The organism is Pseudomonadota bacterium, assembly GCA_039193195.1.
In the GTDB taxonomy this organism is placed as follows: Bacteria; Pseudomonadota; Gammaproteobacteria; order Steroidobacterales; family JBCBZW01; genus JBCBZW01.
Genome location: JBCCWS010000001.1, coordinates 197,147 through 213,007, shown reverse-complemented (window position 1 = coordinate 213,007; position 15,861 = coordinate 197,147). Strand labels below are relative to the sequence as shown.

Annotated in this window: 15 protein-coding genes; 7 read left to right on the top strand and 8 right to left on the bottom strand. The window is 65.6% G+C overall.

The window, feature by feature from the left end; genetic code table 11:
- Window positions 1-6: 6 nt before the first annotated feature.
- The 7 genes from AAGA68_00870 to AAGA68_00840 form a co-directional block, all read right to left on the bottom strand.
- Window positions 7-1,224, bottom strand: a complete 1,218-nt coding sequence (locus AAGA68_00870; protein ID MEM9383585.1) for a VWA domain-containing protein — start codon at window positions 1,222-1,224, stop codon at window positions 7-9.
- Window positions 1,225-1,245: 21 nt separating this feature from the next.
- The gene (locus AAGA68_00865) at window positions 1,246-2,100 is read right to left on the bottom strand and encodes a MoxR family ATPase (GenBank protein ID MEM9383584.1); all 855 of its coding nucleotides are present in this window, start codon (window positions 2,098-2,100) and stop codon (window positions 1,246-1,248) included.
- Window positions 2,100-3,578, bottom strand: a complete 1,479-nt coding sequence (gene pyk / locus AAGA68_00860; GenBank protein ID MEM9383583.1) for a pyruvate kinase — start codon at window positions 3,576-3,578, stop codon at window positions 2,100-2,102. The genes AAGA68_00865 and pyk overlap by 1 nt, the downstream gene beginning before the upstream one ends.
- Window positions 3,579-3,584: 6 nt before the next feature.
- A complete protein-coding gene (locus AAGA68_00855; protein ID MEM9383582.1) occupies window positions 3,585-4,757 on the bottom strand; it encodes a phosphoglycerate kinase in 1,173 nt (390 codons plus the stop codon).
- 22 nt (window positions 4,758-4,779) lie between these two features.
- Window positions 4,780-5,790, bottom strand: coding sequence for a type I glyceraldehyde-3-phosphate dehydrogenase (gene gap, locus AAGA68_00850; protein MEM9383581.1), 1,011 nt, complete (start codon window positions 5,788-5,790; stop codon window positions 4,780-4,782).
- Between the two features lie 15 nt (window positions 5,791-5,805).
- Entirely contained in the window at window positions 5,806-7,812 is a 2,007-nt protein-coding gene (gene tkt / locus AAGA68_00845) for a transketolase (protein MEM9383580.1), read from the bottom strand.
- A gap of 130 nt (window positions 7,813-7,942) precedes the next feature.
- A complete protein-coding gene (locus tag AAGA68_00840; protein MEM9383579.1) occupies window positions 7,943-8,500 on the bottom strand; it encodes a thioredoxin family protein in 558 nt (185 codons plus the stop codon).
- A 274-nt stretch (window positions 8,501-8,774) separates the two neighbouring features.
- Here AAGA68_00840 and metK point away from each other — a divergent pair, with 274 nt between their 5' ends.
- The 5 genes from metK (at window position 8,775) to AAGA68_00815 (ending at window position 14,100) form a co-directional block, all read left to right on the top strand.
- A complete protein-coding gene (gene metK, locus AAGA68_00835) occupies window positions 8,775-9,938 on the top strand; it encodes a methionine adenosyltransferase (protein MEM9383578.1) in 1,164 nt (387 codons plus the stop codon).
- Window positions 9,939-10,030: 92 nt separating this feature from the next.
- Complete coding sequence (ahcY, locus tag AAGA68_00830) at window positions 10,031-11,446, top strand: adenosylhomocysteinase (protein MEM9383577.1); 1,416 nt, start codon at window positions 10,031-10,033, stop codon at window positions 11,444-11,446.
- A gap of 106 nt (window positions 11,447-11,552) precedes the next feature.
- Complete coding sequence (locus tag AAGA68_00825; protein MEM9383576.1) at window positions 11,553-12,362, top strand: YdcF family protein; 810 nt, start codon at window positions 11,553-11,555, stop codon at window positions 12,360-12,362.
- Window positions 12,363-12,409: 47 nt separating this feature from the next.
- Window positions 12,410-13,192, top strand: coding sequence for a phosphodiesterase (locus tag AAGA68_00820; protein MEM9383575.1), 783 nt, complete (start codon window positions 12,410-12,412; stop codon window positions 13,190-13,192).
- Window positions 13,193-13,215: 23 nt separating this feature from the next.
- Window positions 13,216-14,100 carry a TraB/GumN family protein gene (locus AAGA68_00815; protein MEM9383574.1) on the top strand — a complete coding sequence of 295 codons (885 nt, stop codon included), beginning with the start codon at window positions 13,216-13,218 and terminating at the stop codon, window positions 14,098-14,100.
- Between the two features lie 52 nt (window positions 14,101-14,152).
- On the opposite strand, the gene AAGA68_00810 is transcribed toward AAGA68_00815, so the two are convergent.
- Window positions 14,153-14,317, bottom strand: a complete 165-nt coding sequence (locus AAGA68_00810; protein MEM9383573.1) for a rubredoxin — start codon at window positions 14,315-14,317, stop codon at window positions 14,153-14,155.
- A 96-nt stretch (window positions 14,318-14,413) separates the two neighbouring features.
- On the opposite strand from AAGA68_00810, the gene AAGA68_00805 reads away from it, so the two are divergent.
- On the top strand, window positions 14,414-15,229 hold the full coding sequence (locus AAGA68_00805) for a hydroxymethylpyrimidine/phosphomethylpyrimidine kinase (protein MEM9383572.1): 816 nt from the start codon (window positions 14,414-14,416) through the stop codon (window positions 15,227-15,229).
- 4 nt (window positions 15,230-15,233) lie between these two features.
- Window positions 15,234-15,854, top strand: coding sequence for a thiamine phosphate synthase (thiE, locus tag AAGA68_00800; GenBank protein MEM9383571.1), 621 nt, complete (start codon window positions 15,234-15,236; stop codon window positions 15,852-15,854).
- The last annotated feature ends 7 nt before the right edge of the window (window positions 15,855-15,861 follow it).

Below are 15,861 nucleotides of genomic sequence, written 5' to 3'. Positions count from 1 at the left end.
CAGGCGTTAGCTATGGGCAGGATCCGGCCGCCGCGGCCCCCCGGCCCCACGCAAACACCGGACCGCTCCATCCAACCCATCCAGGGTCAGTGGAAACATCCGCGCCCCCAGCAACCGCGACACGATCTGCACCGACTGCGTGTAGCCCCACTCCTCCCGCGGCAGCGGGTTCAACCACGCCACCCGCGGAAAGTGCTCCGCCATCTGCTCGAGGTACGCGGCCCCCGGCGCCTCGTTCCAGTGCTCCACGCTGCCGCCGATATGCGTGAGCTCGTAGGGGCTCATCGCCGCATCGCCCACGAACAGTACGCGGTAGTCCGAGCGATAGGTCCGCAGCACCTCAGCCAAGGGCGTGCTCAGCGACTGGCGCCGCCGGTTCTGCCGCCACACCCGCTCATACACACAGTTGTGAAAGTAGAAATACTCGAGCTGCCCGAACTCCGCTCGCGCCGCCGAGAACAGCTCCTCACACACGCGAGCGAAGGGATCCATTGACCCGCCCACGTCGAGGAACAGCAGCAGCTTCACCACGTTGCGTCGTTCGGGCCGCTCGCGCACGTTGAGCAGGCCACCGTCGCGCGCCGTGTCGCGAATCGTGGCGTCCAGGTCCAGCTCCGTCGCTGCGCCCTCCCGGGCGAAGCGACGCAGACGGCGCAAGGCGATCTTGAAGTTGCGCGTGCCCAGCTCCCGTGATCCGTCGAGGTCACGGAACTCCCGCTGATCCCACACCTTCACGGCGCTGCGCCGCCGCCCCTCACGCTGGCCGATGCGAATGCCTTCGGGGTGATCGCCGTACGCACCGTAGGGCGATGTCCCCGCGGTGCCGACCCACTTCGAGCCGCCCTCGTGGCGGTCGTCCTGCTCTTCGAGGCGCTGGCGCAGCGTATCGAGCAACTCCTCCCAACTCTTAGCGTTCTTGGCCAGCTGCTCGCGATCCTCATCGCTCAGGTATAGCTCTGCCTGCTGGCGCAACCAATCCTCGGGGAGAGACTCGCCCCAGCCTTCGAAGGTCACCTCGACGCCCGCGAGGTACGCGGAGAAGGCGCGATCGAAGCGATCGTAGAGGGACTCGTCCTTGATCAGGCAGGTGCGCGCGAGGCCGTGAAAGCGCTCGATACTGAACTCGGGCAGGTGCGCCTTCATCACTTCGAGCAGCGTGAGGAACTCGGTGGTGGTGACCTTCAGGCCACTGCGGCGCAGGTGGAAGAGGAAGTCGACGAGCACGGCGCGCCAGCGCGTTCAGGACTAACCGCCGCGGCGGCGGTCAAGGAAGACCAGCTGCTCGAACAGGTGCAGATCCTGCTCGTTCTTCAGCAGCGCGCCGTACAGCGGCGGCAGCGCCTTACGCTTGTCTTCGCTACGCAGCACCTCGGGCGGGATATCTTCGGCGACGAGCAGCTTGATCCAATCGAGCAGCTCGCTGGTGGAAGGCTTCTTACGCAAGCCGGGCACGTCGCGCAGGTCGAAGAAGGCCTCCAACGCGGCGCGCAGCAGCTCGGGCTTGAGCGCCGGGTGATGCACCTCGACGATCTGCTTCATCGTCTCCTGCTCCGGGAAGCGAATGTAGTGGAAGAAGCAGCGGCGCAGGAAGGCGTCGGGCAGCTCCTTTTCGTTGTTGCTGGTGATGATGATCACCGGGCGCTGCTTGGCCTTCACGAGCTCCCGCGTCTCGTAGACGAAGAACTCCATGCGGTCGAGCTCCTGCAGGAGATCGTTGGGAAACTCGATGTCAGCCTTGTCGATCTCGTCGATCAGTAGCACCGGGCGCTGATCGGCGTCGAAGGCCTGCCAGAGCTTGCCGCGGTTGATGTAGTTGGCGATGTCCTCGACCCGTGGGTCGCCGAGCTGGGAGTCGCGCAGGCGGGCGACGGCGTCGTACTCGTACAAGCCCTGCACGGCGCGGGTGGTGGACTTGATGTGCCATTCGATCAGCGGCGCGCCGAGGGAGGCCGCCACCTCTTGGGCGAGCTGGGTCTTGCCCGTGCCGGGCTCGCCCTTCAGCAGCAGGGGACGCTCCAGCGTGAGCGCGGCGTTGACGGCGAGGGCGAGGTCCTCCGTGGCCACGTAGCGCTGGCTGCCCTCGAAGCGCCCCTCGCTCATCAGATCTTGCCCGTCGGCTGCAGGTCGCCGCTCGACACCTTCACGATGCGAAGGTTGTTGGTGCAGCCGGAGACGCCGGAGAAGTCACCGCCCGTGAGGATGATGTGATCGCCTTCCTTCACGATGCCGTGACTCAGCAAGGTCTCGGCGACAGCGCGATTCGACTCGGCGGCGCTCGTGTGCGTGATGTCGAAGGCCACCGGGTAGACGCCGCGGTAAATCTTCACCCGCCGACGCGTGCGCTCGTGGCGAGTGAAGGCGAAGATCGGAATGCCGGAGCTGATGCGCGACAGCCAGCGCGCCGTGGAGCCGGACTCGGTAAGCGCGACGATGGCCGCCACGTCGAGGTGGTTGGCCACGTACATGGTGGCCATGGCGATGGCCTCGTCGACGTAGGCGAACTTGGCGTCGAGGCGGTGGCCAGACACCATCGTGGTGCGCACGCGCTCGGCGCTCTGGCAGGCCTTGGCCATTGCAGCCACGGCTTCCGTGGGGTAGCGGCCGACAGCGCTCTCGGCACTCAGCATCACCGCGTCAGTGCCATCAATCACCGCGTTAGCCACGTCGGAGACTTCCGCGCGGGTCGGGATGGGGTTGGAGATCATCGACTCCATCATCTGCGTGGCGGTGATCGTGACCTTGTGCATCTCGCGCGCGGTCTTGATGATCTCCTTCTGCAGCGCCGGCAGCTCGGCGAAGCCGATCTCCACGCCGAGGTCACCGCGGGCGATCATGATCACGTCGCTCGCTCCGACGATCTCGCGCAGATTGGTGATGGCCTCAGCGCGCTCCACCTTGGCGACCATCAGGGCCTTACCGCCGGCCTCCTCTAGCAGGCCCCGGGCGTAATCCATGTCCGCACCCTCACGCGGGAAGGACACGGCTAGGTAGTCCATCTCCAACTTGGCTGCGGTCTTGATGTCGTCGAGGTCTTTCTGCGTGAGGGCCTCGGCGGACAGGCCGCCGCCCTGCCGGTTGATGCCCTTATTGTCCGAGAGCTCACCGCCCGTGGCCACGCGACAGATGATGCGCTCGCGCTCCACGGCTTCCACGTCGAGGACGATCTGGCCGTCCGCCAGCAGCAGCACGTCGCCGGGGCGCACATCGCCCGGCAGCTGCTTGTAGGTCACGCCCACGGAGTTGACGGTGCCGGCGTTGGCGTCGAGGCCCACATCGAGGGTAAAGCGCGCGCCTTGCTCGAGTAGTACCGGGCCGTCGCGGAACTTGTCAATACGGATCTTAGGTCCCTGCAGATCGCCGAGGATTGCCACCTCGCGGTTGGCCTCGCGGGCGGCTTGGCGCGCGGCCTCTACCAAGGCACCCTGCTGCTCGGCGGTGCCGTGGGAGAAGTTCACGCGGAAGACGTCGGCGCCCGCCTCGATCAGCTTGCGCAGGGACTCCGGCGTGGAGGACGCGGGCCCCAAGGTCGCAACGATCTTGGTGCGCCGGCGGCGGGCCGGCGCCTGGATAGGGTCGATCACAGCTTATTCGCTCCGCTGCAGTACTTTGACGCCGGGCAGCTCACGCCCCTCGAGGAACTCGAGGAACGCACCGCCGCCGGTCGAGACGTAGGAGAGGCGCTCGAGCACACCATACTTCTCCGCGGCGGCCACCGTGTCGCCGCCGCCGGCGATGGAAAAGGCCGAACTCTTGGCCACGGCGGTGGCCAGGGCGCGCGTGCCTTCGCCGAAGCGGTCGAACTCGAACACGCCCACGGGGCCGTTCCAGACGATGGTACCTGCCGCCAAGGCGACGCGTGCAAATGCTTGCGCGGTCTCGGGGCCCACGTCGAGGATCATCTCGTCCTGATGCACGTCGTCGACGGCACAAATCCTCGGGCTGGCATCGTCTGCAAACTCTGCAGCCACCACCACGTCGGTGGGCAGGGGAATACTGCGTCCCTCGGCCTCCGCGCGCTGCACCAGCGCGCGCGCCGTATCGAGCAGGTCAGGTTCGTACAAGGACTTGCCGACCGCATGGCCGGCAGCGGCAATGAAGGTGTTGGCGATGCCGCCGCCCACGATCAGCTGATCCACCCGATCGAGCAGGGACTCGAGCAGCGTTAGCTTGGTGGACACTTTGCTGCCGCCCACGATCGCCAGCATCGGCCGCAGGGGATGATCGAGCGCCCGCGCCAAGGCATCCAGCTCGCCCATCAGCAGCGGCCCCGCGCACGCCACAGGCGCGTGCTCAGCCACACCCGCCGTGCTCGCGTGGGCGCGGTGGGCCGTGCCGAAAGCGTCCATGACATAGACGTCGCAGAGGGAGGCGAGGCGCTTGGCGAGGGCCGGGTCGTTGGTCTTCTCGCCGACCAGAAAGCGCACGTTGTCACAGAGCACGATCTCGCCAGGCGCCACCTCGACGCCGTCGATCCACTGCGCCTCGAAGCGCACCTCGCGACCTAGCAAACCTGCCAGGTGTCGCGCGACCGGCTCCATCGAGAGCTCAGGATCGGGCTGACCTGCCTCCGGACGTCCGCGGTGGGACACCACGATCACCGCGGCGGCGTGCTCCAGGGCAAGTTGCAGGGTGGGCAGGGCAGCGCGGATACGCGCATCGCTCACCACCCCGCCGCCGCGCACGGGTACGTTGAGATCTTCGCGGATCAGCACGCGCTTCTCCGCGAGGTCCACGTCCGCCATCCGCAAGATGCTCATGAGCGATCGTTGGTCAGCGAGGTCACTTAGCACTCATCATGGCTTGCATGGTGTCGAGCATACGGTTGGAGAAGCCCCACTCGTTGTCGTACCAGGAGTTTACCTTGACCAGGCGACCGGACACCTTGGTCAGGGAACCATCGACGGTGGAGGAGTGGGCGTCGTGGTTGAAGTCCACGGACACCAGTGGGGCCTCGTTGTAGGCCAGGATGCCCTTAAGCGGACCTTCGGCAGCAGCTTTTAGGGCACTGTTGACTTCGTCAACGGAAGTGTCGCGCGCGGCGGTAAAGGTGAGGTCTACCAGGGAGACATTGATCGTGGGCACGCGGATGGCGTAGCCGTCTAGGCGACCGTCGAGCTCCGGCAGCACCAAGCCCACGGCAGCGGCGGCGCCGGTCTTGGTGGGGATCATCGAGTGGGTTGCCGAGCGCGCGCGGCGCAGGTCCTTGTGGAAGACGTCCGTCAGCACCTGATCGTTGGTGTAGGCATGCACGGTGGTCATGAGGCCCGTTTCGAGGCCGATTGCATCGTGCAGGGGCTTGACCATCGGGGCCAGACAGTTAGTCGTGCAGGAAGCGTTCGAAACCACCTTTTGCTCAGCACGGAGCACGTCGTGATTGACGCCGTAAACGACTGTGGCGTCCACATCCTTACCCGCGGGCGCGGAGATCAACACTTTCTTGGCGCCAGCTTCCAGGTGAGGCGCAGCCTTGGTGCGCGAGGCGAACAGGCCCGTGCACTCAAGCACCACGTCCACGTCGAGCTCGCCCCAGGGCAGCTTCGCGGGGTCGCGCTCGGCGAGCACGCGGATGCGATCGCCATCCACGACCATGTCGTTACCTTCCACCATCACCTGCGAGCTGAAGCGGCCGTGGGCCGTGTCGAAGCGGGTGAGGTGGGCGTTGGTCTCGGAGTCGCCCAGGTCGTTGATCGCGACGATGCGAATGTCCTTGTTGCGTCCGGCCTCGTAGCAGGCCCGCAGCACCATGCGGCCGATACGTCCATATCCATTGATCGCGATGTTGATCGCCATGACTCCCTCCTGAAGTTACGAGGCGGCGCCGAGCAGGCTCTCAACCCGGTCAGCGACGGCCTCGGCAGAAAATCCAAAGTGTTCGAAAACGGCCTTACCAGGGGCGGACTCACCGTAACGATCGAGACCGATCACATCGCCCGCAATGCCCACGTAGCGCCACCACAGGTCGGTCTTGCCCGCCTCGATGGCCACCCGCGCGGTGACCGCAGGGGGCAGCACGCTGTGGCGATAATCCTCGCTCTGCGCGTCGAACAGGTCCGTGCACGGCATGGACACGACGCGTACGGCGCGGCCGTTGTCCGCAAGGCGCTTGGCCGCATCGACAGCTAGGCTGACTTCGCTGCCGGTCGCCAGCAGAACGATCTCCGGCAGGCCCTCGGGATCGACCAATGTGTAGCCGCCACGTCGAATCGCCTGTAGCTGGTCCGGCGTACGCGGCTGATGGGGCAGGCCCTGGCGCGTAAATACCAGCGCCGTGGGCCCCTCGCGGCGCTCGATCGCCACCGCCCACGCCACCATGGACTCCACCGCATCGCAGGGGCGCCACAGGGACAGGTTCGGGATCAGGCGCAGGGAGGCAGCGTGCTCCACGGGTTGGTGGGTGGGGCCGTCCTCACCCACGCCGATGCTGTCGTGGGTGTAGACGAGGATGTTGCGCAGGCCCATGAGGGCCGCCATGCGCACGGCGTTGCGCGCGTAGTCGGAGAACACCAGGAAGGTGGCCGAGTACGGGATGAATCCGCCGTGCAGCGCGAGCCCGCTGGCCAGCGCCGTCATCGCAAACTCGCGCACCCCGTAGTGCAGGTAGTTGCCGTCCACCTCGCGGGCGCCGATCGCCTTCGAGCCGGACCAAATCGTGTTGTTCGAGCCCGCCAAGTCCGCCGAGCCGCCTAGCAATTCCGGTAGTAAAGGACCGAACGCCTCCAGGGCGAGCTGAGAGGCCTTTCGACTGGCCATGTCCTTGGCCTTGTCTGCGCTAACGGCGATTGCGTCGGCCGCCTTTATCTCCCAGTCCGCCGGCAGCTCGCCCGCCATGCGACGAAGGTACTCGCGCGACTCCTCCGGGAACTTCTCCCGATACTCATCGAACAGCTGCTGCCAAGCCGCCTCGCGTTCGGCGCCGCGGGTGCGCGCATCCCAAGCGCTGCGGATGTCCTGCGGTATCTCGAAGGGTCCGTGCTCCCAGCCTAGGCGTTCACGCGCAGCCTGCACTTCTTCGGCGCCGAGCGGGGCACCGTGACAGTCGCCAGTGCCTTCCTTCGCCGGGGATCCGTAGCCAATCACCGTGCGGCACATGATCAGCGTGGGCTTGTCTTCGATGGATCGCGCAACTTCGAGCGCGCGGGCGACGGCGTCCGGGTCGTGGCCGTCGATGTCGTCGATCACATGCCAACCGTAAGACAGAAAGCGCTGCTCCGTGTCGTCCGTGAACCAGCCGCGCACATCGCCGTCGATGGAGATGCCGTTGTCGTCGTAGAGGGCGATCAGCTTGCCCAGACCTAAGGTGCCGGCTAGGGAACACGCCTCGTGGGAAATACCTTCCATGAGACAGCCATCGCCGAGCAACACGTACGTGTGATGATCGACGATCGGGAAGCCCGGGCGGTTGAAGCGCGCCGCTAGCACCTGTTCGGCGAGGGCCATGCCGACAGCGTTGGCGATGCCCTGCCCCAGAGGCCCCGTAGTGGTCTCCACGCCAGGTGTGATGCCGTACTCGGGATGCCCCGGGGTGCGCGACCCGAGCTGGCGGAAGTTGCGCAGTTCCGCTAGCGGCAGGTCGTAGCCCGAGAGGTGCAGCAGTGCGTAAACCAGCATGGAGCCGTGGCCGTTGGAGACCACGAAGCGGTCGCGGTTGTCCCAGCGGGGATTGGCGGGATTGTGCACTAGCCAGTCGTTCCACAACACCTCGGCCATGTCCGCCATGCCCATGGGCATGCCCGGATGCCCCGAACGTGCCTGCTCCACAGCATCCATGGCGAGGGCGCGCAGCGCGTTGGCTAAGTCTCTACGGGTGGGCATGCATGAACCTCTAGGGGGATCTAGTCGTCGGACGATCGGGGTTATCCATCGGGTGGGCGCGCATTGTCTCGCGCACCCGGAGCGCCATCAACCAAAGTGACGTCTCACGGCTAGGACCGCGCGCGCGCACCTACGCGGTAGCCCACTTGATGGAACAGCCGATGCTGGGGAATTGCTCAACGGGGCCGCTCCCAGTGCTGGCGACGGCGCTCATGGCCTCGAGAAGCTCCGGGCGCGTGTCCGGCGTGACCGGCTGCATGCGTGCGCCGTCCAGGCGGCCCCGATACTGCAGCAGTCCGGCGGCGTTGTAGCCGAAAAAGTCGGGCGTGCAGAGCGCGCCGAAGCGTCTCGCTACCTCGCCGCCCTCATCCACCAGATAGGGGAAGGGGAAATCCATGGTCTCGGCCAGGGCCCGCATCTTTGTCGGGGCATCTTCGGGGTAAGCGCGAAAGTCATTGGGCATGATGGCGACGGTGCCGACACCCAGGGCGGCGAGGGCCCTGGTCTGCTCCAGCAGGCGCGGCAAGACTGCCTGCACGAAGGGGCAGTGATTGCACAGGAACATAACCAACAGACCGCGCGTACCGGTACAGTCGTCGCGCCGAAATAGCGCGCCGGCTGGGTCTGGCAGGCAGAAATCTGGAATAGGTGAATCGAAATCGCAGACGGGCGATTCCAAGGCGGGCATGCTACCCCTCTAGCGGTACGGCGATGTTGGCGACGTCGAATTCTAGCATCGCCCTGCGCTTGGGCGCGGCGAAGAATGCGACGGCGCGTGACGGCTTTTCGGCACTGCGGCGGAGTTGCTGTATAATCCGCGCTCGCTGCGCAGCCGCAAAGCCGCCTATCCAGCTGATTCCAGAAGCTGTTTCAGGGGCCAGTTCCAACCCGGCCCACCACCTTAGGAAGCACCCCCCAGAGGGTGCCCGAGCGTCTCGTTTACCCACGGGGACAGAACAATTATGAGCAAATCGTACCTTTTCACTTCCGAGTCGGTGTCGGAAGGCCATCCGGACAAGATCGCGGACCAGATCTCTGATGCCGTGCTGGATGCCATCCTGGCGGAAGACTCCCGGGCCCGTGTGGCATGCGAGACCATGGTGAAGACCGGTATGGCCATCGTGGCCGGTGAGATCTCCACCAACGCCTGGATCGACTTGGAAGACCTGGTCCGCAGGACGATTCTGGACATCGGTTATTCCCACTCGGATATGGGTTTCGACGGCGCCACGTGCGCGGTGATCAACGCCATCGGCAAGCAGTCCGTGGACATCGCGCAGGGCGTCGACCGCGAGGAAGACAAGGCTCAGGGGGCCGGCGACCAAGGCCTCATGTTTGGCTACGCCACCAACGAGACCGACGTGCTCATGCCCGCGGCGATCACCTACTCCCACCGCCTGGTGAAGCGCCAGGCAGAAGTGCGCAAGAACGGCACCCTGCCCTGGCTGCGCCCGGACGCGAAGAGCCAGGTCACCCTGCGTTACGAGGATGACAAACCCGTTGGCCTCGACGCCGTCGTGCTCTCTACCCAGCACGCCGAGGAAGTCTCCACCGAACAGCTGCGCGAGGCGGTGATGGAGGAGATCCTAAAGCCCGTGTTGCCTGCCGAGTGGCTGGCGGGCTGCCCATCGGAGCACATCCACATCAACCCGACCGGCCGCTTCGTGATCGGCGGGCCCGTAGGCGACTGCGGCCTCACCGGGCGCAAGATCATCGTCGACACCTACGGCGGCATGGCCCGCCATGGCGGCGGCGCCTTCTCCGGTAAGGATCCTTCGAAGGTGGACCGCTCCGCCGCCTACGCCTGCCGCTACGTGGCCAAGAACGTGGTTGCCGCGGGCCTCGCCGATCGCTGCGAGATTCAGGTGTCCTACGCGATCGGCGTGGCTGAGCCCACCTCGATCACCGTCGACACCTTCGGCACCGGCAAGGTGGCGGACGAGAAGCTCACGCAGCTAATCCGCGAGCACTTCGACCTCACCCCCTACGGCATCCGCACCTCCCTCGACCTGGTCCGTCCGATCTACCAGGCAACGGCGAGCTACGGCCACTTCGGCCGCGAAGAGCCCCAGTTCAGCTGGGAGCAGACCGACAAGGCCGACGCCCTGCGCGCCGCCATCGGCTAAGCGAAACGATCCGTCCCTGAGCAACGAACAACGGGCAGCGCAGGCCCCTTCGCTTGGCTGCCACCACAACGACACGAAATACGGAGATCAACATGAGCACTCCTTTGGAAAAAGTGGACGCTGACTACGTCGTCCGCGATCTCGCACTCGCCGATTGGGGCCGCAAGGAACTGAACATCGCCGAGACGGAAATGCCAGGCCTGATGGCCTTGCGTGAGGAGTTCGGCGAGTCCAAGCCCCTCAAGGGCGCCCGCATCGCCGGCTCCCTGCACATGACCGTGCAGACCGCCGTGCTGATCGAGACCCTCACCGCCCTCGGCGCCGAAGTGCGCTGGGCCTCGTGCAACATCTTCTCCACCCAGGATCATGCTGCATCCGCCATCGTAAAGACGGGTGTGCCCGTGTTCGCCGTGAAGGGCGAGACCCTGGACGAGTACTGGGACTACACCCACCGCATCATGGAATGGCATGACGGCGGCACGCCGAACATGATCCTCGACGACGGCGGCGACGCCACGGGCCTGCTCACCCTAGGCACGCGCGCGGAGAAGGACATCGCCGTCCTGGACAACCCCGGCAGCGAAGAAGAGGTCGCCCTGTTCAAGTCGATCAAGGCCCGCCTGCAGAAGGACCCCACCTTCTACTCGCGCACCCTCGCCAACATCCAAGGCGTGACCGAAGAGACTACCACCGGCGTGAACCGCCTGTACCGCCTGGCCAAGGAAGGCAAGCTGCCCTTCCCCGCCATCAACGTGAACGACTCGGTCACCAAGTCCAAGTTCGACAATCTGTACGGCTGCCGTGAGTCCCTGGTCGACGCCATCAAGCGCGCCACCGACGTAATGGTCGCCGGCAAGACTGCCCTGGTGTGCGGCTTTGGCGATGTAGGTAAGGGCTCGGCCCAGTCCCTGCGCGCTCTCGGCGCCATCACCATGGTCACGGAAGTCGATCCGATCTGCGCCCTGCAGGCGGCGATGGAAGGCTACAAGGTTGTCGACATCAACGACGTGATCGGCGACGTGGACATCTTCGTCACCGCCACCGGCAACTTCAACATCATCACCACCGATCTCATGACACAGATGCGCAACGAGGCCATCGTCTGCAACATCGGCCACTTCGACAACGAGATCGACGTCGCGGGCCTGAAGCAGTTCGAGTGGGACAACATCAAAGATGGCGTCGACCACATCATCTTCCCCAACGGCAATCGCATCACCTTGCTGGCCCAGGGTCGCCTAGTGAACCTCGGTTGCGCCACGGGCCACCCGAGCTTCGTCATGTCCAACTCCTTCACCAACCAGGTGTTGGCGCAGATGGAACTGTGGCAGAACGGCGATAACTACAAGAAAGACGTCTACGTGTTACCTAAGCACCTGGACGAGAAGGTGGCACGCCTGCATCTCGACCGCATCGGCGCCAAGCTCACCGAGCTCACGCCGGAGCAGGCCGACTACATCGGCGTGAAGGTGGAAGGCCCCTACAAGCCCGACCACTACCGCTACTGATCGCCGACCGCCCCGCGCGGCTGCCGATCGACGAACGAGGGCCGGGGTGCGCGACGCATTCCGGCCCTCGCCGTTTGGTGCGTTCTACCCAACATTTCGAAAGCCAATGACTCGCTACGATCTGTGGTGGTTGATACAACCCAGCCACCTCATGCTCTGGGGCCTCACCTTGGGCGCAATGCTCAGCCTGCGCCCTCGCTGGCGCCGCGTGGGCCGGCGCCTGGGCGCGAGCGCCCTACTCCTGATGCTCGTCTGCGCCCTTACGCCGGTGAGCGACTGGGTGATCGGCCCGCTGGAGCGCCGCTTCCCCCCGCCGCCGATCGACGCCCCACCCCCCTGCGGCCTGGTGGTGCTAGCGGGCGCAGAGCAGGTCTCCCTGAGCGTGAAACACGGCACACCACACGTAAACGATTTCGCTGATCGGCTTACGACCTTCGTAGTGCTCGCACGACGCTTCCCGGAGGCGACCCTGATCCACAGCGGCGCAGGGAGCTGGCGCGACGGCGCATCTCAGAGCACGGTGGCACGGTCATTCCTGCAAGCTGCCCTACCCGAGCGCAACATTGTTTACGAAGACCGCTCGACCAACACACAAGGCGCGGCGCGCGAGGTAGCGAGACTAATGGCGGCCAACCCGGAGGCAAAAGGCTGCGATTGGTGGCTGGTGACGAGCGCTTTCCATATGCCGCGCTCGATCGGGGTCTTTCGCGCCGTTGGGGTGCCCGTGGCTGGCTTCCCCACAGATTTTCGCACGGGCAGCGATGGTTTCACCCTGCCGCAGGCTGCTCGATCGCTAACGCAGTTGGACTGGGCAGCTCACGAGTGGGTGGGGCTGCTGTGGTACCGCTTACGCGGCGATACCCGTGAGCTGTTTCCCAAGCCTGCACCCTCGACGACGAACGACCGCAAACAGTGAGACCGAGCCGGCTTGACCGCTCCGCTCGCCACACCCATGCTCGTAGCATGTTCGAGCTGCTCCAGTTCACCGATCTGCACATCACCCGCACGGCTGGCGAGTGCCTGCGCGGTATCGATACGCGCGACAGCCTGGACGCCGTCTACCGAAGAGCGCTGCTGCGCCACCCGACGCCTGGCGCCCTGTTGCTCACCGGCGACATCGCGGACGATGGCAGCCCTGAGGCGTACGAACACATCCGTGAGGTGTTTGCTGACGCCCCCTGTCCTGTGCTGGCGATACCCGGAAATCACGATCACCCGCAAACCCTGTGCGAGGTGCTCTCTAGCGCCCCATTCGTGACCGAAGGTGTTCACTGGCTCGGCGAGCATTGGTGCGCTCACCTGTTGGATAGCCATCTACCCGGTGCGGTCGGTGGTCGCCTCACGGCGGCTTCGCTGGCGCTACTAGAGCAGGCGCGGGCGGATGACAGCGGTCGACACCAGCTGCTGGCCCTGCACCACCCACCTATCGCTTTAGGCAGCACGTGGATGGACTCGATCGGCTTGGAGGATGCGCACGCTCTCCTGCAGGTGGTCGAGCAAACCGAATCCGTGCGCGCTGTCGTGTGGGGCCATGCCCACCAGCGCTACGACGGTCAGCGTGGCGGCGCCCACTTGCTCTGCACCCCTTCCACCTGCGTGCAGTTCGCGCCGCGCAAAGCGGAATTCGGCACCGACAACTCACGCGGGCCCGGCTACCGCCACCTGCGCCTACACACGAACGGAAAGATCGAGACGGAGGTAGTCTGGCTACCCTTCAACACAGGCCTGCGCGCCATCCCCGCATGACCCAACGCCGACGAAAACGCGCAATGCTTGGAGCGGTAGCAACTAGCCTACTGCTCTCGCTCAGCTCCTTCGCGGACACCGACACAGCCGCATCCCCACCGCGCGAGGCACTTCTATGGCGCGTGAGTGACGGCGAGCACCACCTGCTCTTGCTAGGTTCGATTCACGTGTTGCGCGAGCAGGACCTCCCCCTCCCGGCGCCAGTCCTGGATGCGTACGCCAACACTGACACCTTGGTCATGGAGCTAGACGTGGCATCCGCGGGCGCGGGCACGCTCGAGCGCAAGCTGCAGGAGTTTGGCGCAGCGGCGCCCCTACGGACCCTAGACGTCGTCTTCGGCGAGGGCTACCCGCAGCTTCGCGATCAACTTCTCGACGCGGGCATTGACCCGACAGCCGTCAACGGCTTCGACCCCTGGTTTCTGGCAACCGTACTGATCAACCTCAACTTGCAGCAGCTCGGCTTTCGTGGCGACCTTGGAGTGGAGGCGCAGCTGAGCGCGCGAGCCACCAAAGACGATCGAGAGACGGCAGGGCTGGAGACGATCAGCGAGCAGCTGGCAGTGTTCGAAAGCCTACCGGGCCAAACTCAGCGCATCATGCTCAGCGAAGCGCTGGCCGAGCTTGGCCAGCTGCGCGATGTGACCGAGCGCACGATCAGCGCGTGGCGCCGGGCTGATACGCAAGTGCTGCGCGAAGAGCTACTGGATTCGCTCAGTGATCAGCCTCAGCTCTATCGCGCCCTCGTGGTAGAGCGCAATGCGCGCTGGCTGGCGCCCATCCTAGCCATGGTAGAGTCGCCGCCAGTAGAGTTGGTGGTGGTCGGGTCACTGCATCTGCTCGGCGAGGACAGCGTGGTGCAGTTGCTACGCCAGCAGAGCGATGTGACCCTCGAGCCGATCTGGTAGGCGGCGCCACCGCTCAACGGGCGGCGACGAAGCGCGCTCGCGGCGGTCTCGATCAAATCTCAATCATCTCGAAGTCTTCCTTGGTAGCACCGCAATCAGGACACTGCCAGGTCAGCGGGACATCATCCCAACTGGTTCCCGGCGTAATGCCCGTCTCGGGATGGCCCTCGGCGTCCTTGTAGACAAACCCGCAGATCACACACATATATGCCTTCATGAATCGCGCTACCAGTCCTGTTCAAAGTCATCGAGAAGAGCGTGGCCTCACGCTGCGAACCCCCTCGCAGCGCCGAGGGCGCGCATTGTCACACGGATGAACGAAGCGCGACCAGCGAACGCGCGGCTCCCTTTGCTGGTGATCGCCGGCAACGATCCGAGCGGCGGCGCCGGCATCGCCGCGGACCTGCAGGCGGCCTCGGCCTTGGGCCTGCATCCGCTGCCGGTGATCACCTCGATCACCGCCCAGGACACGCGCGACGTGGTGAGCGTCCATCCCGTGCCACCCGCTCAGGTAACGGAACAGCTCCACGTGCTCCTGGACGACATCTCACCGGCCGCAGTCAAGATAGGCCTGCTGCCGAGCGAGGATGTCGCACTCGCCGTGGTTCGATGCCTTCGCGAGCGCCTGTCCGCGGTGCCGACCGTGGTCGACCCGGTGCTCAAGGCGGGCGGCGGTGGTCGCCTCGCCGACGACCCTCTGGCGAAGGTCTTGCGCGAGGAGATCCTGGCTGAGGCCACCGTCACCACGCCCAACCGTTTCGAACTCGCCCGCCTGGTCGACTCTGATGAGGGCGCGGACCCGCAGACGCAAGCAGCAGCCTTGGCCAGGCAGTGCGCCTGCGCTGTGCTCGTGACCGGCGCCGATGTGGCTGCAGACTTGGATCAGCCCGTAGTTCGCAACTACGCCGCCCTCGCCGACGGCACCTCGCGGCAGTGGACCTGGCCGCGGCTACCGGGCCGCTTCCACGGCTCCGGCTGCACCCTCGCGGCCGCGCTTGCCTGCGAACTCGCGAAGGGCGAGGCACTCGGCCCAGCGATGGAGGCAGCGCAGCGATACACCGCCTCCGCGCTCTCCCAGGCCATTGCCCCCGGCCGAGGCCAATTCATCCCCGGGCGGATGATAAAGTGACACCATGTACCAGTCCTTGCCCCGTGGCCTCTACGCCATCACGCCGAACGACGTCGCCGATTCGGCTACGCTTGTCGACCTCGCGCGCGAGGCGCTAGACGGCGGTGCCCGCACCCTGCAGTACCGGGCCAGCAGCGTCGATGCCTTAGATCGAGAGATCGCCGTGCAGCTGCGCGGCCTGTGCACTGAACTCAATGCCTGCTTCATCGTCAACGACGACCCGATGCTGGCCCTCGCCTGCGGCGCCGACGGCGTACATCTAGGCCGACGCGACATGAGCGTCTCCCACGCCCGCCAGCTCCTCGGCAACCATGCGATCATCGGCGTGAGCTGCTACGACGAACTGGATCGGGTCCTGCGCGCTGAGCGCGCAGACGCTTCCTACGTCGCACTCGGCTCCTTCTTCCACTCGCGGACCAAGCCGGACGCGGTTCGCGTCGGCGTTGGCCTGCTCGGCGAAGCCGTCGGCCGCAGCTCCTTGCCCGTGGTAGCGATCGGCGGCATTACGCCGGAGAACGGCGCCCCCCTAGTAGACGCCGGTGCGCACGCTATCGCCGTTATCAGCGGGCTTTTTTCGTGCCCCGACGTGAAGGCGACCGCGAGCGCCTACCAAGCCCTGTTTTGAGCGATCG